Raw genomic sequence first — 26,801 nt, 5'->3', positions numbered from 1 at the left:
GAGCACTCGGCGAAGACGTGGCCGCAACTTCTGGCAGAGTCGGCACGCGGCTGCGCCGGGCCCTGCCACCACACCGCGTACCGTGTCCATGTGCGCAAGTCGAACACCGCCTCACGGTTCACCGAGAAGTTCTGGAAGCTGCTCGGTGCGACCACCGATAAAGACCAGAGCCAGTCACTGGCCCTCGTGGACGCCTCGAAGAAGTACGACGAGAAGGCCAAGGACCTCACCGACGAGCAGCTCACCAAGGCGGCTAAAAAACTCGACCTGACTGACGGCGTCGAGTCCAAGGACATCGGCCAGTTCCTCGCGATCGTGCGCGAGGCCGCCGACCGAACCATCGAACAGCGGCCGTTCGACGTACAGCTGCTGGGCGCGTTGCGCATGCTCGACGGCGACGTCATCGAAATGGCCACCGGCGAGGGCAAGACGCTTACCGGTGCGATCACCGCCGCGGGATACGCGTTGGGCGGGCGCAGCGTGCACGTCATCTCCGTCAACGACTACCTAGCCCGCCGTGACGCCGAATGGATGGGACCGTTCCTGGAACGGCTCGGGTTGACGGTTGGGTGGATCACCGAGGAATCCACCGCCGACGAACGTCGTGAGGCCTATGCCGCCGACGTCACCTATGGCTCAGTCAACGAGATCGGTTTCGACGTGCTCCGCGACCAGCTGGCCATCGACGTCGACGACCTGGTGTCACCGAGCCCCGATGTCGCGGTCGTCGATGAGGCCGACTCGGTTTTGGTCGACGAGGCATTGGTGCCCCTGGTGCTGGCAGGCACGAGCCACCGGGAGGCCCCGAGCTTCGAGGTTATCGAGGCGATTCGCGACCTGACCGCAGGCGAGGACTATGAGGCCGATAACGATCGACGCAATATCTTCCTGACCGACATTGGTGCACGGAAGCTCGAAAAGCGGCTCGGGAACATCGACCTGTACTCCGAGCATCACGTCGGGACCACCCTCACCGAGGTCAACGTGGCCCTACACGCGCATGTGCTCCTGGAGCGCGATGTGCACTACATCGTGCGCGACGGGGCCGTGCATCTGGTCAACGCCTCACGTGGCCGCATCGCCACCCTGCAACGCTGGCCCGACGGCCTGCAGGCAGCGGTCGAAGCCAAGGAGGGCATCGAAACCACCGACACCGGTGAGGTTCTCGACACCATCACCGTGCAGGCGCTCGTCAACAGGTACCCGCGCGTCTCCGGTATGACCGGTACGGCGCTCGCGGCCGGCGAACAGCTTCGGCAGTTCTACAAGCTGGGCGTCTCACCGATCCCGCCCAATACGCCAAACATCCGCGAGGACCAGCCCGACCGCGTGTACATCACCGAGGCGAGCAAGAACGACGCCATCGTCGCGCATATCGCCGAGATCCACGCCACCGGCCAGCCAGTACTCGTCGGCACCCACGATGTCGCCGAATCCGAGGCGCTGCATCATCGTTTGGTGCGCTCGGGCGTTCCCGCAGTCGTGCTAAACGCCAAGAACGATGCCGAGGAGGCCCGCGTCATCGCCGAGGCCGGCGCGCTCAATGTCGTCACGGTCTCCACACAGATGGCGGGCCGTGGTACCGATATCCGCCTGGGCGGCTCCGACGAGTCCGACTACGACGCGGTCGTGGAGGTCGGTGGGCTGCACGTCGTCGGCACAGGCCGGCACCGCACCGAACGGCTCGACAACCAGCTACGCGGACGTGCGGGACGTCAGGGCGACCCCGGATCGTCGGTCTTCTTCTCCAGCTGGGAGGACGAGGTCGTTGTGGCACACCTGGATTCGGCCAAACTCCCCACCGAAACCGATGATGACGGCCAGATCGTCAGCACCAAGGCCGGCAGCCTCATCGACCACGCGCAGCGCGTCGCCGAGGGCGCAATGCTCGACCTGCACGCCAACACCTGGCGATACAACCAGCTGATCGCCCAGCAGCGGGCCATCATCGCCGACCGTCGCGAGACCCTGCTGCGCACCGACACCGCACGCAAGGAGCTACAGGAGCGTTCGTCGGAACGCTACGACGAGCTGGCTGAGGAACTTTCCGACGAGCGGCTGGAACGCATCTCGCGGCAGATCATGCTGTACCACCTCGACCGCGGGTGGGCGGACCACCTGGCGTACCTCTCCGATGTGCGCGAAAGCATCCATCTGCGGGCGCTCGGACGGCAGAACCCGATCGATGAGTTCCACCGGTTGGCCGTCGACGCCTTCGCATCGCTGGCGGCGGACGCCGTGGAAGCGGCACAGCAGACCTTCGACACCGCGAATCTGGTTGACGAGGAACAGGGATTGGATCTGTCGAAGCTCGCGCGGCCGACGTCGACGTGGACGTACATGATCCACGACGACCCGCGCAAGAACGACAGTCTCTCGATCCTGAACCTGCCGGGCGTCTTCAGCTGATAACGGGCTGTCTGTTTGCGCGCGGTATCACTGCGCGGATATGAGAGGCTGGCCGGATGGGAAGCGCAGAGCCCTCCACCGGCGATGAGCCTCTTGGGCGAAGAACATCGGACGCAGACGATCGGATTCTGACGGTCCCGAACGTGCTAAGCGTCATTCGGCTGGCGTTCATCCCACTGTTCCTGTATTTGGTGCTGGTAAAGCACGCTGACGGTTGGGCTGTCGCCATCCTGATGCTCAGCGGCTTCACCGACTGGGCCGACGGCAAGATCGCCCGGCTGATGAACCAGTCGTCTCATCTCGGGGCACTCCTGGACCCAGCGGCCGACCGGCTCTACATGGTGACCACCCCGATCGCCCTCGCGATCCGAGACATTGTGCCGTGGTGGATCGTCATCACGCTGCTGGCCCGCGACGTCATTCTCACCCTCGGGCTGCCGATCGTGCGCCGGCGTGGAATCGAGGCGCTCCCGGTCATCTACCTCGGCAAGGCCGCGACCTTCGCGTTGATGTCCGCATTCCCACTCATCCTCATCGGCGAATGGGACTCGTTGTGGGGCAGGGTGATCGGCCCGTGCGGGTGGGCGTTCCTCATGTGGGGACTCGGGATTTACCTGTGGACGTTCGTGCTCTACATCGCGCAGATTGTCATGGTGGTACGTCAGCTGCCCAAAGTGAGCACATGACATGACCGATGAGAGCAGTACCCCCGACCCGGTGCGTGGCAACGGGACACATCTCATGGGTGGTTTCGAACCCGAGGAGGGCCTGGGACACCACACCGCCAACCGACCCAAGCGCAATCCGGTGCCCTCGCTGCTGCGCACGTTGCTCTCCGATCATCTGGATGCCGGATACGCCGAGGCCGCTGCCGCCCGTCGGAGCGGAGCCATTCCGCGCTCACGCTGGGCCGAATGGGGTTGGCAGGCAATCGCTGCCATCACCATCGCCGCTGTTTTCGCGGCGGCCGTCGCCCAGACCACCCGTATCGCACCCGGCATGAAGCAAGAGAAGCAGGGGCTGCTGGTGAGCATCCGCGGTGAACAGCGCGATTCGAGCGCGCTGGAATCCACTCGTGACCGTCTGTCAGCCGAGGTGGCCGGCGCTCGACGCACTCAGCTGGAAGGCAACACACAGGGCAAGGAGCTGCTGAATCGGTTGGACCAGTTGGGTCTTGCGGCAGCGAGCACCGAGGTACGTGGGCCTGCGCTCATCGTCACGCTGGCGGACCCGGGCAGCGCCGGCGATCTGTCGGACGTCTCAAAGGAACGTGTCCCGCGCAGCCAGCAGGTCATTCTGGACCGTGACATGCAGCTTGTCGTGAACTCGTTGTGGACCAGTGGCGCAGAGGCGATTTCGGTCTCCGACCTACGCATCGGCCCGAATGTGACGATGCGTCAGGCCGGGGGAGCGATCCTGGTCGACAACCAGCCGACCAGCTCGCCGTACCGGATCGTGGCGATCGGTCCGGCCAACACGATGAAATCCTCCTTCGAACGCAGCCCGGGAATGGCCCGGATGCGGTTACTGCAGAAGTCCTACGGCATCAGGCTCACCCTCGCCACCGAAGAAGACGTGCACATGGCGCCGGCGGCCAATCGGGATGTGAAGTATGCCAAAGAAATTCCGACGGGTAACCGGTGACGTGACCCATACCGTGATGTGGAGAGGAAGTAGACGATGATCGGCATAGTCGCGCTGGCGATCGGCGTGGTTTTGGGGCTGGTGTTTCACCCGAACGTTCCTGACGCCGTCGCCCCGTACTTGCCGATCGCGGTGGTGGCTGCGCTCGACGCACTGTTCGGCGGTGCTCGCGCATATCTGGACCAGATATTCGATTCGAAGGTCTTCGTGGTGTCCTTCGTGTTCAACGTCTTGGTGGCGGCCCTGATCGTGTTCGTCGGCGACCAGCTCGGGGTCGGCACGCAATTGTCCACGGCCATCATCGTCGTACTCGGCATTCGCATCTTCGGAAACGCTGCCGCCTTGCGGCGCAGGTTGTTTGGAGCGTGAGCCGGTGACCGATTCGTCTAACGCGCCGCACGGTCAGACTCCTTCCCCGGACCAGCCCCCGGGGAAGGCCGCAGACAGCGCTGCACACCCCGGCAAGCACGAGATGCCCAAAACGCGCCGGCCGACTACGCGCACCCAGATCACTTTCGGAGTGCTCGGCGTGGTGTTATGCGCGCTGCTCGGCCTGGCGATCACCACCCAGGTTCGTCAGACCGAATCGGGTGATGGCCTCGATACCGCGCGACCGGCCGACCTGCTGGTACTGCTCGACTCATTGCAACAGCGGGACGCCAACCTGAACAAGGAAATTGCGGACCTGCAGCAGGGCCTTATTACCATGCGCGCCAGTGGAACCGGCAATCAGGCGGTGATCAACGACGCCAAGGCTCGCCTGTCCGCACTGTCGATCATGGTGGGGACCGTCGGTGCCACCGGACCGGGCGTCATTCTCACCGTCAACGACCCCGGACAGGGTCTCGGACCGGAATCCCTGCTCGACATCATCAACGAACTACGGGCGGCCGGCGCCGAGGCCATCGAGATCAAAGCGAACAACCAATCGGTGCGTATCGGTGCCGATTCGTGGGTCACCGGGACCCCCGGACAACTCACCGTCGATGGTGTGCCATTGAGCCCGCCGTATTCGGTTCTCGCGATAGGCGATCCGCCGACACTCGCGGCCGCGATGAACATTCCGGGTGGCGCTGTCGATACTGTTTCGCGGGTAGGTGGGAGCGTTACCATCGACCAGCCGGCGCGCGTGGACATCACCACCTTGCGAGAACCGAAACCGCGCCAATACGCTCAGCCCGGCAAGTAACCTCCGTGCCCAGCGACCACAGACCACTCACCGAGAGCAAGGATGACTCACCGTGACCGAAATTCCTGCCGACCTGCACTACACCGAGGAACACGAGTGGGTGCGGCGCACGGGTGACACGACCGTGCGAATCGGGATCACCGACTACGCGCAGTCGCAGCTCGGTGACGTGGTGTTCGTCCAACTGCCGGATGTCGGCGCCGATCTCGCGGTTGGCTCCACGTTCGGCGAGGTCGAATCCACCAAGTCGGTATCGGACCTGTTTGCGCCCATCACAGCGAAAGTCGTTGGCGCGAATGGCGATTTGGATTCCAACCCGCAACTGGTCAATTCCGATCCGTATGGTGAGGGCTGGTTGGTCGATCTTGAGGTCGCCAGTGCGGCAGACCTCGACGCGGCTCTTAATGACCTCTTAGACGCATCGGGATATGGTGACGCCACCGACTAGGAGGGCACCTGTTCTCCATCCAGTCCGATGACGAAAATTTCTGACCGACCGCCTGCGGATACGGCAGAGGTGGCCCGTTATGGGCAGTCAGACGGTACGGTCGAAAATGAGCGGCGATGAGGGTCGTGAAGAGCGTCATGCTCAACGAGATCCGCACTGACAATCGAATCCTCCAGGGGCGAGGAAGAAGGAGCCATGGTGACCGATAACGACAAGGACGACACGTCAGGCGAGGTCACCGCGGAAACGACTTCGGTGTTCCGCGCCGATTTCGCCACCGAGCTGGAAGCGCCCGCACAGGCCGGTTCCGACGTGTCCGGTGTCGAGGGATTGCCCGCCGGATCGGCACTGTTGGTCGTCAAGCGCGGACCCAATGCGGGATCGCGTTTTCTGCTGGATCAGGCAACCACTTCGGCTGGACGCCATCCGGACAGCGACATTTTCCTCGATGACGTCACGGTGAGCCGTCGTCACGCCGAATTCCGCCTTGACAGTGACGAATTCCAGGTCGTCGACGTGGGCAGCCTCAACGGCACCTACGTAAACCGCGAGCCCGTGGATTCAGCTGTCCTCGCCAACGGCGACGAAGTGCAGATCGGGAAGTTCCGTCTGGTTTTCCTGACGGGCCCCAAGTCGGCCGGCGACGACGCCGCGGGCGGGCAGTGATCAGCACGTGACAGCTCCCGACCGGCCGGCTCTCACCGGAATGTCGATCGGGTCGGTACTCGACCTGTTGCGTCCGGAGTTTCCCGACGTCACGATCTCGAAGATTCGGTTTCTCGAATCGGAGGGACTGGTTACCCCGTCGCGTAGCGCGTCGGGGTATCGCCGGTTTTCGGCCTATGACGCCGAGCGGCTTCGGTTCATCCTGACTGCGCAGCGCGATCACTATCTGCCCTTGAAGGTGATCAAGGAACAGCTCGACGCGCAACCAGACGGAGCGCTGCCCGATGCGACGGGGTTTACCGGCGGTCCTCGTCTTTTTGCCATCACCGATGGCGACAGCACCAACAGTGTTGCCCGTCAAGGATTTCCGCCTGTCCGACCCACGCGGCTCAGCCGCGAGGACCTGCTCTCGCGTTCGGGTGCGGACGAGGTGCTGCTGACTTCGCTCATCAAAGCGGGAATCATCACCGCCGGACCTGGCGGTTTCTTCGACGAATACACGGTCCTGATCGTCCAGTGCGCCGCTGAGCTGGCCGACTACGGCGTCGAGCCACGGCATCTGCGCACCTTCCGATCGGCCGTCGATCGGGAGACCGATTTGATCGCCCAGATCGTCGGCCCGACCGTCAAGGCCAACAAGGCAGGGGCCCGCGACCGCGCCGATGACCTGATCCGGGAGGTGGCGGCGCTGTCGATCGCGCTCCACGGCGCCATGATCAAGTCCGCGGTGCGCGGCGTCCTCGATCGCTGAGTACTAGACTCGCGGTACGACGGACGTACTGGTGTTGGAGGCACGATGAGCGAAGTTCGAGTCGTGGGAATCCGCGTGGAACAGCCCCAGAACCAGCCGGTGTTGTTGTTGCGGGAGTCCGGCGGTGATCGATACCTGCCTATTTGGATCGGTCAGTCGGAGGCGGCGGCCATTGCCCTGGAGCAACAGGGAGTAGAGCCGGCGCGGCCGCTTACCCATGATCTGATCCGTGATCTGATAGCGGCCCTTGGGCATTCGCTCAAGGAAGTGCGGATCGTGGATCTGCAGGAGGGTACGTTCTACGCGGATCTGGTCTTCGATAGCGATATCCGGGTGTCGGCAAGACCCTCGGATTCGGTGGCAATCGCGCTGCGGGTCGGGGTTCCGATCTACGTCGAGGAGGCCGTACTCGCCGAGGCAGGTTTGATCATTCCCGACGAGGACGACGAGGACTCGGGCGGAGCGCTGCGAGAAGACGAGGTAGAGAAGTTCAAAGAATTTCTCGATAGCGTGTCGCCCGACGACTTCAAGGCCACAGAAGGCCCGTAACAGGCCTTAAGTAACGACTAAGTCTCAACCTGACCTTGACAGTCACCGCCCGGGCGCGTCGCGTTGACCGGGATTTCACGGGGGCCATAATTTGACTCAGCGGCCGGCACGGGGCAACGCAAGGGGCGTATGCTCGGAGAATTCGTGCTTGGACGAACGCACTACCGGCGGACTCGGATTCCTGAGGTTCTCAAGGAACCCACGGGACAGACAACCGGGGAAGCGATCGGCGAGAGGGAGCAGAAGTGGTCGAACAGCCGGAGCAGGGGCAGCTGGATATGACGCTGGACACTGGCGTAGCGGGTTCCGCTGGGTCCTCCGTGTCGCCTGGGCCTGTCCAGCCGGGCCTCTTCCCGGATGACTCACTTCCAGATCAGCTCGTCGGCTACCGCGGTCCCAGCGCCTGCCAGGTTGCTGGCATCACCTATCGCCAACTGGACTACTGGGCCCGCACCTCACTCGTGGTTCCCTCGATTCGCGGCGCCGCCGGTTCGGGTAGCCAGCGCCTGTACTCGTTCAAGGACATCCTGGTTCTCAAGATCGTCAAGCGACTGCTGGACACCGGGATCTCCCTACAGAACATCCGGGTTGCCGTCGAACACCTGCGTCAGCGCGGGGTCGAAGACCTTGCGAACATCACGCTGTTCTCGGACGGCACCACCGTCTATGAATGCACCTCCGCTGAGGAGGTTGTCGACCTCCTGCAGGGCGGACAGGGTGTGTTCGGCATCGCGGTCAGCGGCGCCATGCGCGAGCTGACCGGCGCCATCGCCGAGTTTCCGGGGGAGCGTGCCGACGGTGGCGAGGCCATCGAGGCGCCCGAGGACGAACTGGCCTCCCGTCGCAAGGATCGCGCCCGCAAAATCGGCTGATCCAGCTCTACCGCCTTACCGGTCTGGACCAGAGGCTGTACTCGCGTAAACTGGTTCCGCATCGCCCGTGGGCGGGAGAGTGTCATGACCGCCAGTCATGACCGCCGAAGGAGCAACACCTCTCCGCCAATCTCTCAGGCCCCCGAACCGCTCTCGGCCCCGATGCCTCTGGAAAGCGGTGATCTGGCCTACGCCCGGACCGCCCGCCGACGGGGAAAGGCTTCTGAACTGGCTTTTTTTGCCAGATTTTGACGCTGAATCTCTCAGGCGCCCCTAGCGGGTCGATGACAGAGGGAGGGGAGATTTTGTCGCGTGCCAGCCGCGCGACTCGGCCCTCCGGGAGTAACGTGTCCAGCTCTCTTCGCGCAACCGGCTCATCAGCCACTTTCGCCGACCGCCATATCGGTCCCACCGCCGCCGATATCGACACCATGCTCACCACCATCGGGGTGGCCAGTCTCAACGAACTCGCCGATAAGGCAGTTCCGGCCAGCATCCTGGACACACTTCACGGTGGCATCGCCACCGGTCTCGACGCGCTGCCGGCAGCAGCTTCCGAACACGAGGCCTTGGACGCGCTGCGAAAGCTCGCTAGCCACAACACGATTGCCGTGTCCATGATCGGACAGGGCTATTTCGAAACGCTGACGCCGCCCGTGCTGCGCCGCCACATCCTGGAAAACCCGGCTTGGTACACCGCCTACACGCCGTACCAGCCGGAGATCAGTCAGGGACGCCTTGAGGCGCTGCTGAACTTCCAGACCATGGTCGCCGAGCTCACGGGCCTCGATATTGCGAACGCCTCCATGCTCGACGAGGGCACCGCCGCCGCCGAGGCGATGACGCTCATGCATCGCGCCGGGAAGTCCGCATCCAACCGTCTGGTTGTCGACGCCGATCTATACGCGCAGACCGCCGCCGTTATCGGCACCCGCGCCGCGCCGCTGGGCATCGAGGTGGTGACCGTTGACCTCGCCCAAGGATTGCCTGACGGCGACTTCTTCGGGGTGATCGTGCAGCTGCCCGGCGCATCCGGGGCTGTTCGCGATTGGACACAGCTCATCGCCGAGGCTCATGCCCGCGGCGCACTGGTATCTGTGGGCGCCGACCTGCTGGCGCTCACCCTCAACGCGCCGCCCGGTGACATCGGCGCCGACGTCGCCTTCGGTACCACCCAACGCTTCGGTGTACCCATGGGATTCGGCGGACCACATGCCGGTTACCTCGCGGTGCACACCGCTCACGCCCGACAGCTGCCGGGACGCCTCGTGGGGGTGTCGGTGGACGCCGATGGCGCCCCGGCGTACCGGCTCTCACTGCAGACCCGCGAACAGCACATCCGCCGTGACAAGGCCACCAGCAATATCTGTACCGCACAGGTGCTGCTGGCGATCATGGCCGCCATGTACGCGAGCTACCACGGCCCAGAGGGATTGCGCGCCATCGCCACCCGCGTCCACCGCAACGCACAGCTGCTGGCCTCCGGGCTGACTCGCGGCGGCCACACCGTGGTGCACGACGAATTCTTCGACACCGTGCTGGTGCACGTCCCCGGTAAGGCCGCAGAGATCCAGGCCGCCGCCAAGGCCGAGGGCATCAACATCTGGAGCCCCGACGGTGACCATGTCTCGATCGCCTGCGACGAGGCGACGACGCTGCCACACCTGGTGTCGGTCCTGCGTGCATTCGGTACCGAAATTGACGAGGGTACGGCGGGGTCCCTGAGCACCTCGGATATCGCGACCCGCAGCTCGGATTACCTGACGCATCCGGCGTTCAACCGCTATCACAGCGAAACCGAGATGATGCGATACCTGCGAGCGCTGTCCGACAAGGATATTGCGCTGGACCGCAGCATGATTCCACTTGGATCGTGCACCATGAAGCTCAACGCCGCCGCCGAGATGGAACCCATCACCTGGCCGCAGTTCGCCGCACAGCATCCGTTCGCCCCGGCCGGTGATTCGCGCGGACTGCGCACCCTGATCGCCGATCTCGAAGGCTGGCTGGCCGATATCACCGGATACGACAAGGTGAGCCTGCAGCCCAACGCTGGATCACAGGGCGAATACGCGGGGCTGCTGGCCATCCGGCAGTACCACATCGATCGCGGCGAGAGCGACCGCGAGGTGTGCCTGATCCCGTCGAGCGCCCACGGCACCAATGCCGCCTCCGCTGCGCTGGCCGGGATGCGCGTCGTGGTGGTGGCATGCCGCGAGAACGGCGATGTCGACCTGGACGACCTGCGTGCCAAGATCGCCGCGAATGCCAGCACGCTGGCCGCGATCATGATCACCTATCCGTCCACCCACGGCGTCTACGAGCACGACATCGCCGATATCTGCGCGGCCGTGCATGATGCCGGGGGGCAGGTGTACGTCGACGGCGCGAATCTCAACGCCCTTGTCGGACTTGCCCGTCCCGGGCGTTTCGGCGGCGATGTGAGCCACCTGAATCTGCACAAGACCTTCTGCATTCCCCATGGCGGTGGCGGGCCTGGTGTCGGACCCGTCGCGGTGCGCAGCCACCTCGCGCAGTATCTGCCCGGACACCCGTACGCCGCGGAGCTACCCGACGGACCTCCGGTGTCCTCGGCCCCCTACGGTTCGGCATCGATCCTGCCGATCACCTGGGCTTACATCCGGATGATGGGGCCGGACGGCCTGCGCGCCGCATCGCTGACGGCCATCGCCTCGGCAAACTACCTGGCGCGCCGTCTCGACGAGTACTACCCGGTGCTCTACACCGGCGATACCGGCATGGTGGCACACGAATGCATCCTGGATCTGCGGGAGATCACCAAGAACACCGGCGTCACCGTCGACGATGTGGCAAAGCGCTTGGCCGACTATGGTTTCCACGCACCCACGATGAGTTTCCCGGTGGCAGGCACGCTCATGGTGGAGCCCACCGAGAGCGAGAGCCTGGCCGAGGTGGATGCCTTCTGCGAGGCGATGATCGCGATCAAGGCGGAGATCGACAAGGTCGGCTCCGGAGTGTGGCCGGTGGAGGACAATCCGCTGCGCGGGGCGCCCCACACCGCCGAATCGCTTACTGCCGACGAGTGGAATCACCCCTACAGCCGGACCGAGGCCGCCTACCCGCTCGGAAAGGGCTTCCGCCCCAAGGTGTGGCCGCCCGTGCGCCGCATCGACGGTGCCTACGGTGACCGGAACCTGGTGTGCTCCTGCCCACCGATCGAGGCCTTCGCAGAGTAGAAACTCGTCACGAGCAGTCTCCCCGCTTGCGGGGGACTGCTCGTGACTAAGAGACGAACCGCGTGATGGCCGCAGTGAGCTCCGGGCTGTTCGAGACCGCCAGGTTCTGGTACACGCCACCAGTCTGCTGAGCCAGCGCCTGCCAGGTCTGCTGATCGGAGTCGTTACCGAAGTCGATCACGTTGATGCGCACCGGTTTCGCCGGATCTTTGAGGCGGTTGATGGTGTCGATCAGACCCGGCCCGTCCAGGGATTGGTCCGTATGCGATCGCCCGGCCACCACCAACACCGAGTTGACCTGATTCGGGCGGAAACCACCGACAGCGTCCTGGTATAGCGCTCGGAGTGTCGTGTACGCCACGGCTCCATTGCCGGTCGGCTGCAGCGCGGCCAGCGAATCGGCAACACTCTGTGAGCGTGGCATCCCTTCGACGTCGTCGCCGGCGCCACCGAGCCGCACCACGGTATTGCCCTCCTTGCCGTCGTAGACCCACAGGCCCACACCCGAATTCGGGGAGATCGCGCGAACTCGACTGGCCAGCGCCCCGGTGATATCCGACAGCTTGATGTCGGGAGCAGGGGAGGAAGAAAGCATGATCGTGGTAGTCCCGGGCGTGGCCGCGGTGCCGTCGGCCAGCGCGACGCGCACCTTGTCCTCGATACTCAGCGGCTTCTCGATCGTGGCGAAGCTCACCACATCGCTACTGGGCAGATCCGCACCCTCGGCGCGGAAGCCGACGTCGGCCAGCGCCTTGAGCTGATCCTTTTCTCCCAGGAACCGCGCGAATTGGCTTGCCGCGGTGTGCTGTTCTTCGGACAGCCACGGACCGTCCAGCTGGACGGTGGGGTAGTCGGCCACCGGAGTCGCACCGGCGGGCTGCCACGCGGCGATGACCTTCTTGGCATCGGGGTTACTGCGGGTGCGGACATAGAGCTGCTGCTCGGTGGTCACCACCGAGTGCACAGCGGCACCGGGCTGCTCGCCGGCGTCCAGCAGCGCGCCCATGGCATCGGACAGACTGTTCGCAGGCAGCTTGGGGGCCGTCGCGGCCAGCGAAGCGGCCGCACCCGCGCCGAGCTCGGGCGACTCTCCGGGGCGGACACTGGCCGCCGCCACCGCCTCACCGGCGAGCTGCGCCGCGTCGGCGTTACCGCTCGATGGCAGCGCCAACCGCAACGAGCCCCAACCGGGGAGGCCAAAGCCGTCCAGCGAGTTCGGAACACTCTGCAGTGCAGGCAGATCCGCCCAGCTCTTGTCGTTGGGAATGGCCTGGCGCAGTCTCGGCGTCACCGCGATCACGACGGGCGTACTCACCAACGACCGGCTGTCGCTCACGATATTGGTCTTCGATGCCGCCTTCAGACGTGCCGACGAGACCGAGCTCCCCGGGATCCACAACGCCGGCTGCCCGCCGAGCTCGGCGGGCCACTGGCCCGTCAGCCCCTTGATCACATTGGTGGCATCGGCCGGACGGACCGACACGGTGAAGCAGTAGTCGCCGATCACCTCGTGCGTCTTGTTGAACCGCTCGGAGAACTCGCCGATCCTGTCGGCGATGGAGGGGTCGGCAACCACGGCGATGGTGTTGTCCCCGTGTACACAGGTGGCCGAGGCTTCAGCTTGATTGTCGGAGGTCCGCCCATCGAAGTACCACCACAGTCCGATGGATACGGCCACCACGAGCACGGCGGCGATCGCGCCGATCAGCCCCTTACTGACACCCCAGTTACTGCCGTCGCTGCTGCGATGCGAACGCTGCAAGCTGCCCGTGTCGAACTCTGAGCCGGAACTCGACTCGTGCTCCGGCTCCTGGTCCGCATCCCAACCGTCGTTGTCGTCTCCGCCGCTTGGGCTATCCGACCCAGATGCGCTGTGCCTGCCCATGGTGTCGTCGCGACCTTTCTTCGTGCTGTCTTTCGGCTACTGCGAGACCCGCCCCGCGTCCGCCCGAGTCTACTGTCCCAGGCCACCGTTACCACGGCACGCGCAACCAAACCGCACCCAAATCGACATGGCGCCGTACCCAGCGTCGCTGGGGGATTGGGGCATGTCAGATCGCCATCCGCTACTTGGCCGCAGCTGCCTTGTACTCGCGGCGGCGGCGGTGCAGGATCGGCTCGGTGTATCCGTTCGGCTGATCCTTACCTTCCAGGATGAGCTCCTTGGCGGCCTGGAAGGCGATGTTGCTGTCGAAGTCCGGGGCCATCGGGCTGTAGTCCCTGTCGCCGGCGTTCTGCCGATCGACAACCGGAGCCATCCGCTGGAGGCCCTCGACAACCTCGTCCTCGGTGATCACGTCGTGACGCAGCCAGTTGGCCAGCAGCTGGCTGGAGATACGCAGGGTGGCGCGGTCCTCCATGAGCGCCACATCATGGATATCCGGGACCTTGGAGCAGCCGACACCATGATCGATCCAGCGGACGACGTAGCCCAGGATCGATTGGCAGTTGTTGTCGATCTCCTCACGGATGTCCTCTGCCGTCCAGTCGCGGCGCGACTCGGCCAGCGGGATGGTGAGCAAAGAATCCAGTTCGGCGCGGTGCTTACCGGCCAGCTCCTGGTCCACCGCCTTAACGTCGACCTGGTGGTAATGCAGTGCGTGCAAGGTGGCCGCGGTGGGGGAAGGCACCCAGGCGGTGGTGGCCCCTGCACGAGGCTGCGCGATCTTCTGCGCGACCATATCGGCCATCAAGTCGGGCATGGCCCACATGCCCTTACCGATCTGCGCTTTACCCGCCAGGCCGGCGCCCAGTCCGGTGTCGACGTTGTGGTCCTCGTACGCCAGGATCCACGGCTGCGACTTCATGACGGCCTTGCGGCACATCGGCCCGGCCTCCATCGAGGTGTGGATCTCGTCGCCGGTGCGATCCAGGAAGCCGGTATTAATGAACACGACGCGGTCGGCGGCGGCCTTGATGGCGGCCTTCAGGTTGACGGTGGTACGACGCTCTTCGTCCATGATGCCGACCTTGAGAGTCGCATTCGGAAGTCCGAGCACCTCTTCGACGCGGCCGAAAAGTTCGGCGGTGAACGCCACCTCTTCGGGGCCGTGCATCTTGGGCTTCACGATGTAGACGGACCCGGTACGGCTGTTCTTCAGAACGCCGTTCTTCTTACCGGAGCGCAGCCCATGGATGGCGATGAGACTGGTGAACAACGCGTCCTGGATGCCCTCGGGGATCTCGTTCCCTTCAGCGTCGACGATCGCGTCGTTGGTCATCAGGTGACCGACATTGCGGACAAACAACAGGCTGCGGCCGGGCAGGGTCAGTTCGCCCTTACCGTCCGGGGTGGTGAACACGCGGTCCACGTTGAGCACCCGGGTGAACGTCTTGCCACCCTTGGAGACCTGCTCTGCCAGGTCGCCCCTGTTGAGCCCCAACCAGTTTCGGTACCCGAGCACCTTGTCTTCGGCGTCCACGGCGGCCACCGAGTCCTCGAAGTCCATGATCGTGGTGATCGCCGACTCCAGCACGACGTCCTTGATGCCGGCCTTGTCGGTGGATCCGACGGGGGAGTCGGGGTCGATCAGGATTTCCAGATGCAGACCGTGATTGACCAGCAGCACCGACCATTGCGGCTTCCCGAGCTTGCCCGTGTAGCCGATGAACTGCCCGGGGTCCTTGAGCCCTGTCGAGAGACCGTCGCCCAGTGTGATGAGCAGCTGCCCCTCGTCGATCTTCAGGCCGGTCGCGTCCTTCCACGTTCCGGCCGCCAGCGGTGTGGCGACGTCGAGGACCTCGCGGGCGTAGGCAATGACCTTGTCTCCGCGGATCTTGTTGTACGACGAGCCCTTCTCGGCACCATCGGCTTCCGGGATGACATCGGTGCCGTACAGCGCGTCATACAGAGAGCCCCAGCGCGCGTTGGCGGCGTTGAGCGCGAAGCGGGCGTTCAGGATCGGAACGACCAGCTGCGGGCCGGCCGTTGTGGTGATCTCGTCGTCCACGTTGGCGGTGGTGATGGTGAAATCCTCGGGTTCGGGAACGAGGTACCCGATCTCGGTGAGAAACTCCCGATACGCCGAATGATCCAGGGGCTCGAGTGCGCGCAGCCGGTGCCAGCGATCGACCTGGGTTTGCAGGTCGTCCCGTCGCTCGAGGAGCTCCCGGTTCCGCGGAGCCAAATCGGCGACTACCTTGTCGACCCCGCCCCAGAACGCGTCGGCATCCACACCGGTGCCCGGCAGCGCCTCATTGGTGATGAAGTCGTACAGCACCCGTGCCACGCGCAGGTTGCCAACATCGACGCGATCACTCATCGCAGCTCCTTCTGAGTTTGGTCGGTCGCTCTGGTGCGATTCGGTGGATATTGATCCTACTCACTGGTAGTGATCAACCTCGAAACCGCGTTAAATGCGGTGCGTTCCGTCACGTACGGTGCCGACAAGATCCTCCACCAAGTCCTCAAGTGTGACGAGGCCCACGACGCTCCCGTCGGTGGTCGACATGAGGGCCAGATGACTGTTGCTGCGGCGAAGCGTCGACAGCGCTTCCGCTAGCGGAACCGAACCGTGCAACCGAGGCAGTGGCCGAATGAATGCGGGGTCCACGATCGCTTCCGGATCGTCGCCCATGGTCAAGACGTCCTTTATGTGCAGATAGCCCAGGTAATCCCCGCCGGGTCCAATAACTGGGAATCGTGAATACCCGGTTTCGGCCACCGCGCGCTCCACGGTCGCCACCGACGGCCCCTGCGCGGCGCCCGATACGGCAATCGATCGAATCTGGTTAGCGGGCACGACCACGTCGGCGACCACACGGTGCTGGATCTGCAATGCGCGACGTAACCGGGTGTGTTCTTCCTCATCAAGAAGGCCCTCGGACAGCGACTCCGCGATCATCTCCGATAGCTCCACGGTGGACACCGTGATCTCAAGTTCGTCCTTCACCGGCACCTTGCCGAGCCGCAGCACGGTGTTGGCGCACCAGTTGTAGAAGCCGATCAGCGGCCGCGCCAACCGGATGTAGACCAGGTACGGCGGAATCAAGAGCATGGCCGCCGATTCCGGGCCCGCGATGGCGATGTTCTTGGGCACCATTTCGCCGAACAGCACGTGCAGCAGCACCACGATCGACAGTGAGATCACGAACGCGACGGTGTGCGTCACCGCAGAGGGCGCGCCCAACAGCTCGAACGGCTTCTCAAGCAGGTGGGCGACGGCCGGTTCTCCGATGCGGCCCAACAGAATTGAACAGATCGTGATGCCAAGCTGGGCGCCCGCAAGCATGAGCGACAGCTTCTGGCCGGCCATCATGACGGTGACCGCGTGCTTCTTGCCCGCCTCCGCCAGCGCCTCCAGCCGGTCCCTGCGGGCCGAGATCAGCGCGAATTCGGCACCGACAAAGAAGGCGTTCGCCAAAAGCAATGCCGCGGTGAGGAGTACACCAAGTATGTCGCCACCCATCGTGGTCATGCCCCCCGACCGGCGGTGTCGGTCATCTCGGTGAGCTCGATCTGGTCGATCCGGCGTCCGTCCATACTCGCCACCCGTGCACGCCATCGCGGCAGTTCGGCAAACGGATGGTCGGGCACCACCGCCGACAACTCGACAGTCTCGCCGACCGTCGGGATGTGGCCGAGCTCCTGCAGCACCAGGCCGCCGATCGTCTCGTACTCACCTTCGGGGGCCCGGTAACCGGTCGCCGCGGAGACCTCGTCGATGCGCAGCAGACCCGATACCACCCAACCTCCGCCGGAGGACACCACGTCGGGGGTCGCGTCATCGTGCTCGTCCCGGACGTCGCCGACGATCTCCTCGATCATGTCCTCGACCGTCACCAGGCCTGCGGTGCCTCCGTATTCGTCGACCACCAGCGCAGTTTGCATACCGTTGGCCCTGACCTGCTCCATCACCGCGTCACCGTCGAGGGTCGAGGGCACCACCGCGACCGGCCGGGCGAGACTGGCCAACGTGGTCGTGGCGCGCTGACCCGGTGGCACCTCGAAGATCTGCTTGACGTGGACGATGCCGATCGTTGCGTCGAGATCGCCTTCGGTGATCGGGAATCGAGAAAAGCCGGTGTCGACGGCAAGGGCGACCAGATCGGCGACCGTGTCGGTGGCCTCGAGCGATTCGATCTCGGTGCGCGGCGTCATGAGCTCCTCGGCGGTGCGACTCCCGAATCGCAGCGACCGGTCGACCAGCAGCGCGGTGGTTTCGTCCAACGCGCCGCTGCGAGCCGAGGTTCGCACCAACGACCCCAGCTCCTGCGGTGATCGCGCCGACCGCAGCTCTTCGGCGGGTTCGATACCCATGCGGCGCAACACCCAATTGGCGATGCCGTTCAATGCCCGGATCGCGAAGCTGAACATCGCCGAGAACAGCACCATGGGACCCGAGGTGGCGCGTGAGGTCCAGATGGGGCGGGCCAGCGCGAAATTCTTGGGGACCAGCTCACCGAAGATCATCGATACCGAGGTGGCGATGATCAGCGCCAGCGCCAGCGATATCGCACTGCTTACCGCCACTCCGGTGTAGCCGAACAACTGCGTGAGCAGGCGCGCGATCACCGGCTCGGCCAGGTAGCCGGTGACGAGCGTGGTGATGGTGATACCGAGCTGGGCCCCCGACAGCTGGAACGACAGCGTGCCGTGCGCCCGTTTGACCATCCTGTCCCGGCTGTCACCGGTCTTGGCACGGGCCTCGATGGCGCTTCGTTCCAACGCGGTCAGGGAGAACTCTGCCGCTACAAAGAGCGCGGTCCCTGCGGTCAGGGCGACGAACGCAAGCAAGCTCAGCCCGGTGAGTAAGACCGTCACCGCTGGCGGGCCCCTTAAGTTGAGTGGTCACACGGTGTGACCGGCGTGAGGCTCATGGTAACGGTGCAGGTGGCCGGCAGGTACTCAACCGTCGCGGAGGGCGGTCACCAACCTTCGGGAAGCGGACGTCCCTCGGCGAATCCGGCGGCGGACTGGACACCCAGAACCACCCGCTCGTGCAGCTCGGCCAACGTGCGTGCGCCTACATAGGTGCAGGTACTGCGCACCCCCGAGATGATGTGATCGATCAGGTCCTCGACACCGGGACGTTGCGGGTCCAATTCGATCCTCGAGGTGGAAATACCCTCCTCGAAGAGGGTCTTGCGTGCCTGGTCGAAGGCGCTGTCGCCCGAGGTGCGGGCGGCCACCGCGCGTTTCGACGCCATGCCGAAGCTGTCCTTGTAGCGGCGGCCGCTGGCCGAGAGCTGCAGGTCTCCGGGAGATTCGTGAGTGCCTGCGAACCAGGAACCGATCATCACATTGGCGGCACCCGCGGCGAGCGCCAGCGCAACATCCCGCGGATGACGAACCCCGCCGTCGGCCCACACGTTCGCACCGAGTTCCCTTGCCGCGGCTGCACATTCGATGACTGCCGAGAGCTGTGGACGTCCCACCCCGGTCATCATCCGGGTAGTGCACATGGCGCCCGGGCCCACGCCCACCTTGACGATGCCGGCACCGGCCTCGATCAGATCACGGGTACCCTCGGCCGACACCACATTGCCCGCGGCGATCGGCACACCCAGCGACAACCCCGCGACCGAGGTGAGCATCTCGATCATCTTCTGCTGATGACCGTGCGCGGTGTCGATGACCAGCAGGTCCACCCCGGCCTCCACCAAAGCGGTCGCCTTGGCCCGGACATCTCCGTTGATACCGACCGCACCGGCGATGCGTAAGCGCCCATTCGTGTCGACGGCAGGGGTGTACAGACCCGCCCGGATCGCCCCGGTGCGGGTGAGGATTCCCGCCATGGTTCCGTCCGGACGTGTCAGTACCGCAACCGGGATGTGCGCACCCTCCAGGCGATCGAAGATTGCCCGCGGATCGGTCCCCACCGGAGCTGTCACAAAGTCGATGGCCGCGATGTCGTGCACACGGGTAAACCTGTCGATACCGGTACATGCCAGCTCGGTGACGAGCCCCAACGGCTTGCCGTGCTCGACCACCACCGCGGCCCCATGCGACCGCATGTGAATCAGCGCCATCGCCTCGCCGGCCGAATCGTCCGGCGCCAGGGTCACCGGGGTGTCGTAGACCAGATCACGGCTCTTGACGAACTCGACGGTCTGCGCCACCGCTTGCACCGGAAGATCCTGCGGTAACACCGTGATACCGCCACGGCGAGCGACGGTCTCGGCCATCCGCCGTCCTGCCACCGCCGTCATATTGGCGACCACGATCGGGATCGTGGTGCCGGTGCCGTCGGCGGTGGTCAGGTCGACATCGAAGCGCGAGACGACATCCGAATGGTTCGGCACCACGAAGACGTCGTCGTAGGTGAGGTCGTATGGCGGCTGTTGCCCGTCAAGAAATCTCATGAGCCAACCGCCCTGTTAGGCAGACACTTCCGAACGGTCACCACTCCATAGCGTATGGAACTTGCCGGGGGAGTCGACACGCTCATAGGTGTGTGCGCCGAAGAAGTCGCGTTGCGCCTGGGTGAGGGCGGCGGGCAGGCGATCGGTGCGCAGACCGTCGTAGTACGACAGCGACGAGGCGAAACCGGGAACCGGAATTCCCAACTGCGTGGCCGTCACCACGACGCGGCGCCAACTGTCGATTCCGTTTTCGACGGCGGCCCGGAAGTACGGTGCGGCGATCAGCGTGGCGAGGTCCGGCTCGTCGGCGAACGCCTCCCTGACGCGGTTGAGGAACTGCGCTCGAATGATGCAGCCGCCTCGCCAGATGGTGGCCAGGTCACCGGGATGGACGTTCCAGCCGTACTCGGCACTGCCCGCGGCGATCTGGTTGAACCCCTGCGCATACGCGACGATCTTCGACGCATACAGGGCCTGCCGCACGTCTTCGACGAATTGCTTTGCATCGCTCGGCTTCTGGCCAAGCGCTCCGGAGGTGAACCCTGCGGCGGCGGCACGTTGCGGCCGTGAACCGGACAGCGCACGGGCGAAAACCGCCTCGGCGATGCCCGTCACCGGTACCCCGAGGTCCAAGGCAGATTTCACCGTCCAGCGGCCGGTGCCCTTCTGCTCGGCGGCGTCGACGATGACATCGACCAGCGGCTTACCGGTCTTGGCATCGGTGTGGGCCAACACATCCGCGGTGATCTCGATGAGGTAGCTCTCCAGCTCACCGCCGTTCCAGTCGGTGAACACCTCGGCGATCTGCGGTGCCGACATATCCAGCGCGTCACGCAGCAGCTGGTAGGCCTCGCCGATCAGCTGCATATCGGAGTATTCGATACCGTTGTGCACCATCTTCACGAAATGCCCAGAACCGTCCGGGCCGATATGGGTGCAGCAGGGCGTGCCATCGACCTGGGCCGCAATGGATTCCAGCAGCGGACCCAGCGCCTTGTAGGACTCGACCGGGCCGCCCGGCATGATGGCCGGACCGTTCAGCGCACCCTCTTCGCCGCCCGAGATTCCGGCGCCGACGAAAAGCAGCCCGCGAGCGGCCAGCGCGGCCTCACGACGGATGGTGTCGGTGTACAGCGCGTTGCCGCCGTCGATGATGATGTCACCGGGCTCCATCGCGGCCGCGAGCTCTTCGATGACCGCGTCGGTGGGGTCGCCGGCCTTCACCATGATCAGGACGCGGCGCGGGCGTTCGAGGGCCGCGACGAACTCCTCGACCGTCTCACTGCGGATGAAGTTGCCGTCGGATCCATGATCGGCCAGCAGCGTGTCGGTCTTCGCGACCGACCGGTTGTGCAGGGCGACGGTATATCCGTGCCGTGCGAAGTTCCGCGCGATATTCGAGCCCATGACGGCCAAACCCGTCACGCCGATCTGTGCCAATCCTTGCGCGCTTCCGCGCGCAGCGCCCTCTGCAGCCGTCACCGGCACATCCTTTCGTTGACGTGTTGTGCTCCACGGATTCTCGCGCAGGCACATTCGGCCCGCGAGCGCGGGTCACCTACTCGTGGGTTATCTACCGAACAGACGCTGTAGTTCGGTGAACCATGGAATGACGACAGCCAACGTCGGCACCACCAATATCGCCGCAGCGGCGGCATAGGCGCCGCACGACAGGAGAAGACTGTTTCCGCGCCCGCCCAGGCGGCGGACCCGGATAAGCGTGGTGGGTCCACCCGCGGCCATCGCGCCGACCGGCGTTGGGCCGCCCGCGCACGCGACCAGCGCACGTGCCAGGGGTGTGGGCCCCGCCGTGCGCACTGCGGCATCATCGGCCAGCAGCTCTACCAGCAGTTTGACCGCGTCCAGCGCATTCCTGCTGCGGACGATCACGGGGAACGCGTCGTGGACGGCGGTGAATGCCTCCAGCACCAGGTCATGACGCGCACGCAGGTGGGCACGCTCGTGCGCGACGATCGCGGCGACCTCGTTGTGCCCCAGCGTGCTCAGCGTTCCCTCACTGACGACCACCCGGCTGCGTACACCCGGTAAGCAGTAGGCGAGTGGCTCGTCGACTTCAATCACCCGCAGGTCGTGATCCCGGCGGCGATGGATGTCGTAGCCGCCACGCCAGTTCTCGCAATATCGGCTGTGATCGAGCAGATCGACGATCGCCCGGTGGCGGGCACGACGGCGGCGGGTACGGACAGCGACCCGAATGACCGACACCATCAGCCGGATGCCGATGAGAATGGTGATCGCGAACACCACCACGTAGAGGAGCCACAAACCCCAACCGAGACGGTCGATTTCGCCGGTAATCGTGGCAGTCGGGTGGCCGTCTGGGCCCGGGACGAGAAGCCTGCTCGCCACCGCCAGCCCGGCGCTGAATGCCGAGAGCACAGCGGCCACGGCAATGGCTTGCCACAAGACCATGGCGGCACGTGGTGCACGGTAGGTCCACTGCGCATGCGCAAGCAATGCCGGTACAGGACCGGTCAGGAGCAGCGCGAGGATCGCAAACGCCACGGCGGACACATCACTAGTGTCCCTTACGGGGTGGGGCGACCGCCAGCAGATGGATCTTTCGCTTCGAGATCGGCCAGAGCCCGGCGCAATGCGTCGGCCTCATCGGGGCCAACACGCTCCACGAAGTGCACCAACGCGGCCTCGCGGGCGCCCGAGTTGTTGGCCTGTGCCAGCGCGTCCACCATCAGGCCCGCAACAAGTTCGTCACGGCCGTGCACAGGCGCGTAGCGGTGCGCACGGTCATCGCGGTGCTGCACCACCAGATCTTTTTTGGCGAGGCGCTGCAGGACGGTCATCACGGTCGTATAGGCAAGGTCGCGCCGTGTCGACAGTGCCTCGTGGACCTGGCGGACAGTCTGGGGCTCGGGGGAGGACCACAGATGATCCATCACCGCGCGTTCAAGTTCGCCCAGGCGTGCCATTCCGAACATTCTACGTTCACCTCCGACGCAATGCCGTACTACATGGAGTCGTACTGATCCTGACAGCCAACGATCCGGGGTACGACCTTTGTTCCGGCCGCCGAATCGATCTCACCATGTGGGCCGTATCTACCGGCACAGCCCGATGATCAGGAGCTTTGGTGAGGGCTCTCACAACACCCGCACCTGGCAATGTCATCCTACATGTGGTTAGGCTTACCTATCTTATCTACGTGAAGGAGGCTGCCAATCGTGACGCTGGCCATTGATGATCCGCTGATCGCGGGGATGTCCATCCGCCAATCACTGGCACTGCACGAATCGAGCGCCCGGCTTCGTGAGCTGTACCCGGAATGCCCACGTGCCTATGGTGTCGCCGTGATGTCCGATGTCGGACGCCGCCGATGGTGGCCGCTGGCGCGCGCACTGAACACCGATCGCCTTGAGCAGATGTACGCCCGCGCCATCGAGGAGACCGGCAGCGATGCGGTCGCCGTCCATCAGCTCGCGGACGCCCTGGTCCACACCGTGGTCGGCCGATTGGTGGCGCTGGTCGTCTTGGAGGGACGCGCCTGGGATCCGGGGCTCGGGAATTTATGGGTCTACTTCGACTCCGAGGGGTGCATCGATTGGGCCGGCGTCGTCGACCCGACGCTGCGCGTGCTGCCCGACGACCCAGATAGAGACCGCGGACAGGTCGTGGTCTTTCCCGGCGAGGACGCACTCGCCGCATGGACCGCGCACCGGTGCCACCGCACACTGGCCCCGTTGTTCACGCGGCTGTCGCAGATCAGTTCCGGCGCAATGGAAATCGGGCAGATGTGGCAGCTGGTCGGATCGACCGTGGTGGGGGCGGCGACCCATGTTCCGCTGCTGGCGCGCTCGAGCGAGACCGACGGAATGCGGCGCGGCCAGGCGATCCTGGACCGATTCGTGACCCTCGGATTGCCGGTCCGCCACAAAGGGCTTGCAATTTAGGGCAGCCTTGCCTATCCTTAAACATGTCGAACGCGCTACAGCGCGACAAGACACCCGGACCGCCGCGGAGTCCTGAGGGCTGCAGAGACCCCCGGTCCATACGAAGGAAGGACCTCATGTGCTTCGGCACATGAGGTCCTTCTTCGTTATCGGGCATCTGGTTTCTCCGCGACCCCGTCTGATAACCCGGTCTGATAAGAAAGGGTGCATGTCTGACATTCCCGAGATCCTCAAGGCGATGGACAGGGCGCCATTCGACAAGCTCGTGGGGCTCGAATACACATCGCTCACACCCGACGGAGTGTCCGCCACTCTGACCATCACCGAAAACCTCTTGCAACCCAACGGGATCGTGCACGGCGGCGTGTACTGCTCGGTGGTCGAGAGCGTGGCCAGTGTGTCCGCATTTGTCTGGCGGGCCAACGCGCTGGGCGAGGAAGGCGCGGTCGTCGGGGTCAACAACAACACCGACTTCCTGCGCGCCATCTCGTCGGGCACGCTCACCGCGACATCCGCCCCGATACACCGAGGCCGCCGTCAGCAGCTGTGGCTCGTCACCATCACCGATGACGAGGATCGGACGATCGCGCGCGGGCAGGTGCGCCTACAGAACTTGTGAGACTCGGGTGGACGCGACCCCCGTGCGTCCACCCGAGCTCATTTCGAGAGATGGCGGCCAGCCCCCCGATGGTCGGGCCGCCATCTCCGTCCCCCCTGCCGGATCCGAGTCCCCACTTGGATCCGGGAGTCTTGTCAGCTCAGCTGCAGTTTGTCGACAATCCTGTCGGCCATCTTCTGCACCAGTTGCTTTGAGTTGCTCTGTGCGCAAACCTGCGTCTGCACAATCACATTCGCAACGCCGTTGAACGACACAAAGCAGCGGTATTTACTCGGGCCGTACACGAGCGCCCAATTCACCTTCTTGGTGGTCGACGCCGAGACCGACACCGTCACGGGCACCTTCTGTCCGCCAGGATCGGTGAAGTTGTAGGTCTTTCCGTCGCATTCCTTGATCTCGTCAGCGGCCTTCACGAACTGCGTCTGTGCGGCCTTCTGATCCGGGTATGCCGCGATCGCTTGATAGACCTGCGCTTCGGGGTTCTTGGCATTGTCTCCGAGCAGCATCTCGGTCGCGCGAAACGTCTCGTACTCTTTCCCCACCGATTCGACGGTCAGCGCTTGTGTCACATTGCAACTCGCGTTGTCGGACTCCGTGGCCGTGAAGGGCTTGTCCCGCTTGTTCGTCTTGGCGACACTTGTATCGAAAACCTTGGCAATCTCTTCGTCGGTGAACAGCGCCGACACCATGGCTTCCTCGGTGATCTTGTCCTGGCCCGGCCATCCCGTGAGACCGGCCGGACCGCTGCTCGTAGGGCCCGGAGCGGGCGCATTCACCGACCGTGAGGTCGTCGATGCGGCCGTCGATGTTTCGGTAGCCTGCTTCTGGCCGGAGCATCCGGTCAGCGCCAGCGCGGTGATCGCCGTCGCACACAGCAATGTCCGCACCCTCGTCCCCATCACTGCGCTCTTCATCAGACCCCCTGCCGTGCTCCTGGTCGCGGTCATGCCGGAATCCATTCCGCCATGCGATCGACGATCGCGGTGACTATCGGAGCGCCATTGCCGTTTTGGCACAGCAGACCCCCGAAAAGCGCGTTGTTCTTGACCCGGTAGTCGTAGAAACAACGCCATCCGGCCGGCTTTCCGTCCTGAAGCTCCTGTCGCACCCATTTCACACTCGTGCCATTGTTCGAGAATTCGCCGATTCGCCATTCGGTGTCGCCCTCGGTCTGGCGGGAGTCCTGGCATGAAGTCAGCGACGGGGGATACGCCGCCTGAAGCTGACTCGCCGCAGCCTTCGCGTCGGGGAACAGCACGACGGCCTGCCACACGATGTGGTCGTACCGCTTCTCCGTTTCCTGTAGGCGAGAACCCCGGTAGGTCGTCCATTCCTCGCCGAGGCTTTCGCTACGCAGCCCCGCGAGTGCCTGACATTTACCGCTCGCGGCCGAGTCGCTCGGACTAGTGGATTTGAACTCGTACGTCAGCGGGGATCCGACCAGTCTGCCGACGTCATCGGCGGAAATGAGGATCGAGTCCGCCTTGTCGGGCGTGACGAGCACCGGCGGAGGCGGTTCCAGCGAGGTCGTGACCGGTGGGGCACTGGACTTAGGGCTCGCGATCGCCTGGTCCTGCGCGCGATCGGAGGCAGTCGATGTCGCGGTCGCACCGACCGGTAGCGGTTTGATGCCACCGGAGTCCGTACTACAGCTCACTGCGAGTATCGCTGCCAGGCCAAGCCATCCGGCGGCCAACACGTGACGCATCCAAGTCCTTCCCTGTCGATTCAGACGCATATCGATTCAGACGCATATCGACCCAAATCATGGCTACATCGGATCGCTGGTGCCTAGTGTTACATGGTTGCCATCGAGCGCGGGTGCAGCTTGCGGACTGTTTCACGCACCTCACGACGCCGACGATGCCGCGTGGCCCAGATCGTGGCAGGATCGCCGTTTATGCGATTGACCCCGCACGAGCAGGAACGGCTGCTGATCTCCTATGCCGCGGAATTGGCACGGCGACGCCAGTCTCGGGGTTTGCGCCTCAACCACCCCGAAGCCATCGCGATCATCGCCGACCATCTCCTCGAAGGTGCCCGCGACGGCCGGACCGTCTCTGAGTTGATGGTCAGCGGACGTGAGGTGCTGGGGCGCGACCACGTCATGGACGGTGTGCCCGAGATGATCCCGGATGTCCAAGTGGAGGCCACCTTCCCCGATGGCACCAAACTCGTTACCGTTCACCACCCGATCGGATGAGCC

At 64.5% G+C, this 26,801-nt stretch carries 24 protein-coding genes and 1 riboswitch; of the genes, 14 read left to right on the top strand and 10 right to left on the bottom strand.

Features of this window, described 5'->3' with window-relative positions; all coding sequences use genetic code 11:
* Positions 1-90: 90 nt before the first annotated feature.
* The 11 genes from secA2 to gcvP all read left to right on the top strand — a co-directional run bounded on the left by secA2 (position 91) and on the right by gcvP (position 11,746).
* A complete protein-coding gene (gene secA2 / locus AB0H22_RS23220; RefSeq protein WP_180750114.1) occupies positions 91-2,409 on the top strand; it encodes an accessory Sec system translocase SecA2 in 2,319 nt (772 codons plus the stop codon).
* Between the two features lie 56 nt (positions 2,410-2,465).
* Positions 2,466-3,095 (top strand): CDP-alcohol phosphatidyltransferase family protein, encoded by a 630-nt coding sequence (locus tag AB0H22_RS23215; RefSeq protein WP_358149361.1) that lies wholly within the window; start codon positions 2,466-2,468, stop codon positions 3,093-3,095.
* Between the two features lies 1 nt (position 3,096).
* A complete protein-coding gene (locus AB0H22_RS23210; protein ID WP_358149359.1) occupies positions 3,097-4,053 on the top strand; it encodes a DUF881 domain-containing protein in 957 nt (318 codons plus the stop codon).
* A 36-nt stretch (positions 4,054-4,089) separates the two neighbouring features.
* Positions 4,090-4,422 (top strand): DUF1290 domain-containing protein, encoded by a 333-nt coding sequence (locus tag AB0H22_RS23205; RefSeq protein WP_005058551.1) that lies wholly within the window; start codon positions 4,090-4,092, stop codon positions 4,420-4,422.
* A gap of 103 nt (positions 4,423-4,525) precedes the next feature.
* Positions 4,526-5,242, top strand: a complete 717-nt coding sequence (locus tag AB0H22_RS23200) for a DUF881 domain-containing protein (protein ID WP_255485927.1) — start codon at positions 4,526-4,528, stop codon at positions 5,240-5,242.
* 52 nt (positions 5,243-5,294) lie between these two features.
* On the top strand, positions 5,295-5,690 hold the full coding sequence (gcvH, locus tag AB0H22_RS23195) for a glycine cleavage system protein GcvH (RefSeq protein ID WP_358149316.1): 396 nt from the start codon (positions 5,295-5,297) through the stop codon (positions 5,688-5,690).
* Between the two features lie 195 nt (positions 5,691-5,885).
* On the top strand, positions 5,886-6,356 hold the full coding sequence (gene garA / locus AB0H22_RS23190; RefSeq protein ID WP_180750118.1) for a glycogen accumulation regulator GarA: 471 nt from the start codon (positions 5,886-5,888) through the stop codon (positions 6,354-6,356).
* Positions 6,357-6,363: 7 nt separating this feature from the next.
* On the top strand, positions 6,364-7,107 hold the full coding sequence (locus AB0H22_RS23185) for a MerR family transcriptional regulator (protein ID WP_358149313.1): 744 nt from the start codon (positions 6,364-6,366) through the stop codon (positions 7,105-7,107).
* Positions 7,108-7,152: 45 nt separating this feature from the next.
* Positions 7,153-7,656 carry a bifunctional nuclease family protein gene (locus tag AB0H22_RS23180; protein ID WP_180750120.1) on the top strand — a complete coding sequence of 168 codons (504 nt, stop codon included), beginning with the start codon at positions 7,153-7,155 and terminating at the stop codon, positions 7,654-7,656.
* Positions 7,657-7,901: 245 nt separating this feature from the next.
* The gene (locus AB0H22_RS23175; protein WP_180750121.1) at positions 7,902-8,528 is read left to right on the top strand and encodes a MerR family transcriptional regulator; all 627 of its coding nucleotides are present in this window, start codon (positions 7,902-7,904) and stop codon (positions 8,526-8,528) included.
* 62 nt (positions 8,529-8,590) lie between these two features.
* A riboswitch (glycine riboswitch) is annotated at positions 8,591-8,688 on the top strand.
* 271 nt (positions 8,689-8,959) lie between these two features.
* Positions 8,960-11,746: an aminomethyl-transferring glycine dehydrogenase gene (gene gcvP, locus AB0H22_RS23170; protein ID WP_358149402.1), complete on the top strand. Its 2,787-nt coding sequence runs from the start codon at positions 8,960-8,962 to the stop codon at positions 11,744-11,746.
* 46 nt (positions 11,747-11,792) lie between these two features.
* Here the strand turns inward: gcvP and AB0H22_RS23165 are convergent, their stop codons facing one another.
* The 8 genes from AB0H22_RS23165 to AB0H22_RS23130 form a co-directional block, all read right to left on the bottom strand.
* Positions 11,793-13,631: a substrate-binding domain-containing protein gene (locus AB0H22_RS23165; protein ID WP_358149310.1), complete on the bottom strand. Its 1,839-nt coding sequence runs from the start codon at positions 13,629-13,631 to the stop codon at positions 11,793-11,795.
* Positions 13,632-13,812: 181 nt separating this feature from the next.
* Positions 13,813-16,008: a malate synthase G gene (locus AB0H22_RS23160; protein ID WP_358149307.1), complete on the bottom strand. Its 2,196-nt coding sequence runs from the start codon at positions 16,006-16,008 to the stop codon at positions 13,813-13,815.
* A gap of 90 nt (positions 16,009-16,098) precedes the next feature.
* Entirely contained in the window at positions 16,099-17,154 is a 1,056-nt protein-coding gene (locus AB0H22_RS23155; RefSeq protein WP_358149399.1) for a hemolysin family protein, read from the bottom strand.
* Between the two features lie 5 nt (positions 17,155-17,159).
* A complete protein-coding gene (locus AB0H22_RS23150) occupies positions 17,160-18,509 on the bottom strand; it encodes a hemolysin family protein (protein ID WP_180750126.1) in 1,350 nt (449 codons plus the stop codon).
* Between the two features lie 104 nt (positions 18,510-18,613).
* Positions 18,614-20,050, bottom strand: a complete 1,437-nt coding sequence (locus tag AB0H22_RS23145; protein ID WP_358149304.1) for a GuaB1 family IMP dehydrogenase-related protein — start codon at positions 20,048-20,050, stop codon at positions 18,614-18,616.
* 15 nt (positions 20,051-20,065) lie between these two features.
* Positions 20,066-21,538: an NADP-dependent phosphogluconate dehydrogenase gene (gene gndA, locus AB0H22_RS23140; protein WP_358149302.1), complete on the bottom strand. Its 1,473-nt coding sequence runs from the start codon at positions 21,536-21,538 to the stop codon at positions 20,066-20,068.
* 81 nt (positions 21,539-21,619) lie between these two features.
* Positions 21,620-22,585: a M56 family metallopeptidase gene (locus AB0H22_RS23135; RefSeq protein ID WP_180750129.1), complete on the bottom strand. Its 966-nt coding sequence runs from the start codon at positions 22,583-22,585 to the stop codon at positions 21,620-21,622.
* Between the two features lie 14 nt (positions 22,586-22,599).
* Positions 22,600-23,007 carry a BlaI/MecI/CopY family transcriptional regulator gene (locus AB0H22_RS23130; RefSeq protein ID WP_180750130.1) on the bottom strand — a complete coding sequence of 136 codons (408 nt, stop codon included), beginning with the start codon at positions 23,005-23,007 and terminating at the stop codon, positions 22,600-22,602.
* A 279-nt stretch (positions 23,008-23,286) separates the two neighbouring features.
* On the opposite strand from AB0H22_RS23130, the gene AB0H22_RS23125 reads away from it, so the two are divergent.
* Together AB0H22_RS23125 and AB0H22_RS23120 are read left to right on the top strand one after the other, a co-directional pair.
* Positions 23,287-23,976, top strand: coding sequence for an iron reductase (locus AB0H22_RS23125; protein ID WP_255485929.1), 690 nt, complete (start codon positions 23,287-23,289; stop codon positions 23,974-23,976).
* 208 nt (positions 23,977-24,184) lie between these two features.
* The gene (locus AB0H22_RS23120) at positions 24,185-24,595 is read left to right on the top strand and encodes a PaaI family thioesterase (RefSeq protein WP_180750132.1); all 411 of its coding nucleotides are present in this window, start codon (positions 24,185-24,187) and stop codon (positions 24,593-24,595) included.
* Positions 24,596-24,729: 134 nt separating this feature from the next.
* Here the strand turns inward: AB0H22_RS23120 and AB0H22_RS23115 are convergent, their stop codons facing one another.
* Both AB0H22_RS23115 and AB0H22_RS23110 read right to left on the bottom strand, forming a co-directional pair.
* Complete coding sequence (locus AB0H22_RS23115) at positions 24,730-25,542, bottom strand: sensor domain-containing protein (protein WP_358149298.1); 813 nt, start codon at positions 25,540-25,542, stop codon at positions 24,730-24,732.
* Entirely contained in the window at positions 25,539-26,303 is a 765-nt protein-coding gene (locus AB0H22_RS23110) for a sensor domain-containing protein (protein WP_358149296.1), read from the bottom strand. Before AB0H22_RS23110 ends, AB0H22_RS23115 begins: the two co-directional genes overlap by 4 nt.
* Positions 26,304-26,495: 192 nt before the next feature.
* Between AB0H22_RS23110 and AB0H22_RS23105 the strand changes: the two genes are divergently transcribed.
* The gene (locus AB0H22_RS23105; protein ID WP_180750369.1) at positions 26,496-26,798 is read left to right on the top strand and encodes an urease subunit gamma; all 303 of its coding nucleotides are present in this window, start codon (positions 26,496-26,498) and stop codon (positions 26,796-26,798) included.
* Positions 26,799-26,801 lie beyond the last annotated feature (3 nt).

This window comes from Mycobacterium sp. NPDC050853 (assembly GCF_040653875.1).
Taxonomy (GTDB): Bacteria; Actinomycetota; Actinomycetes; order Mycobacteriales; family Mycobacteriaceae; genus Mycobacterium.
This window is presented reverse-complemented; position numbering and strand designations above follow the sequence as displayed.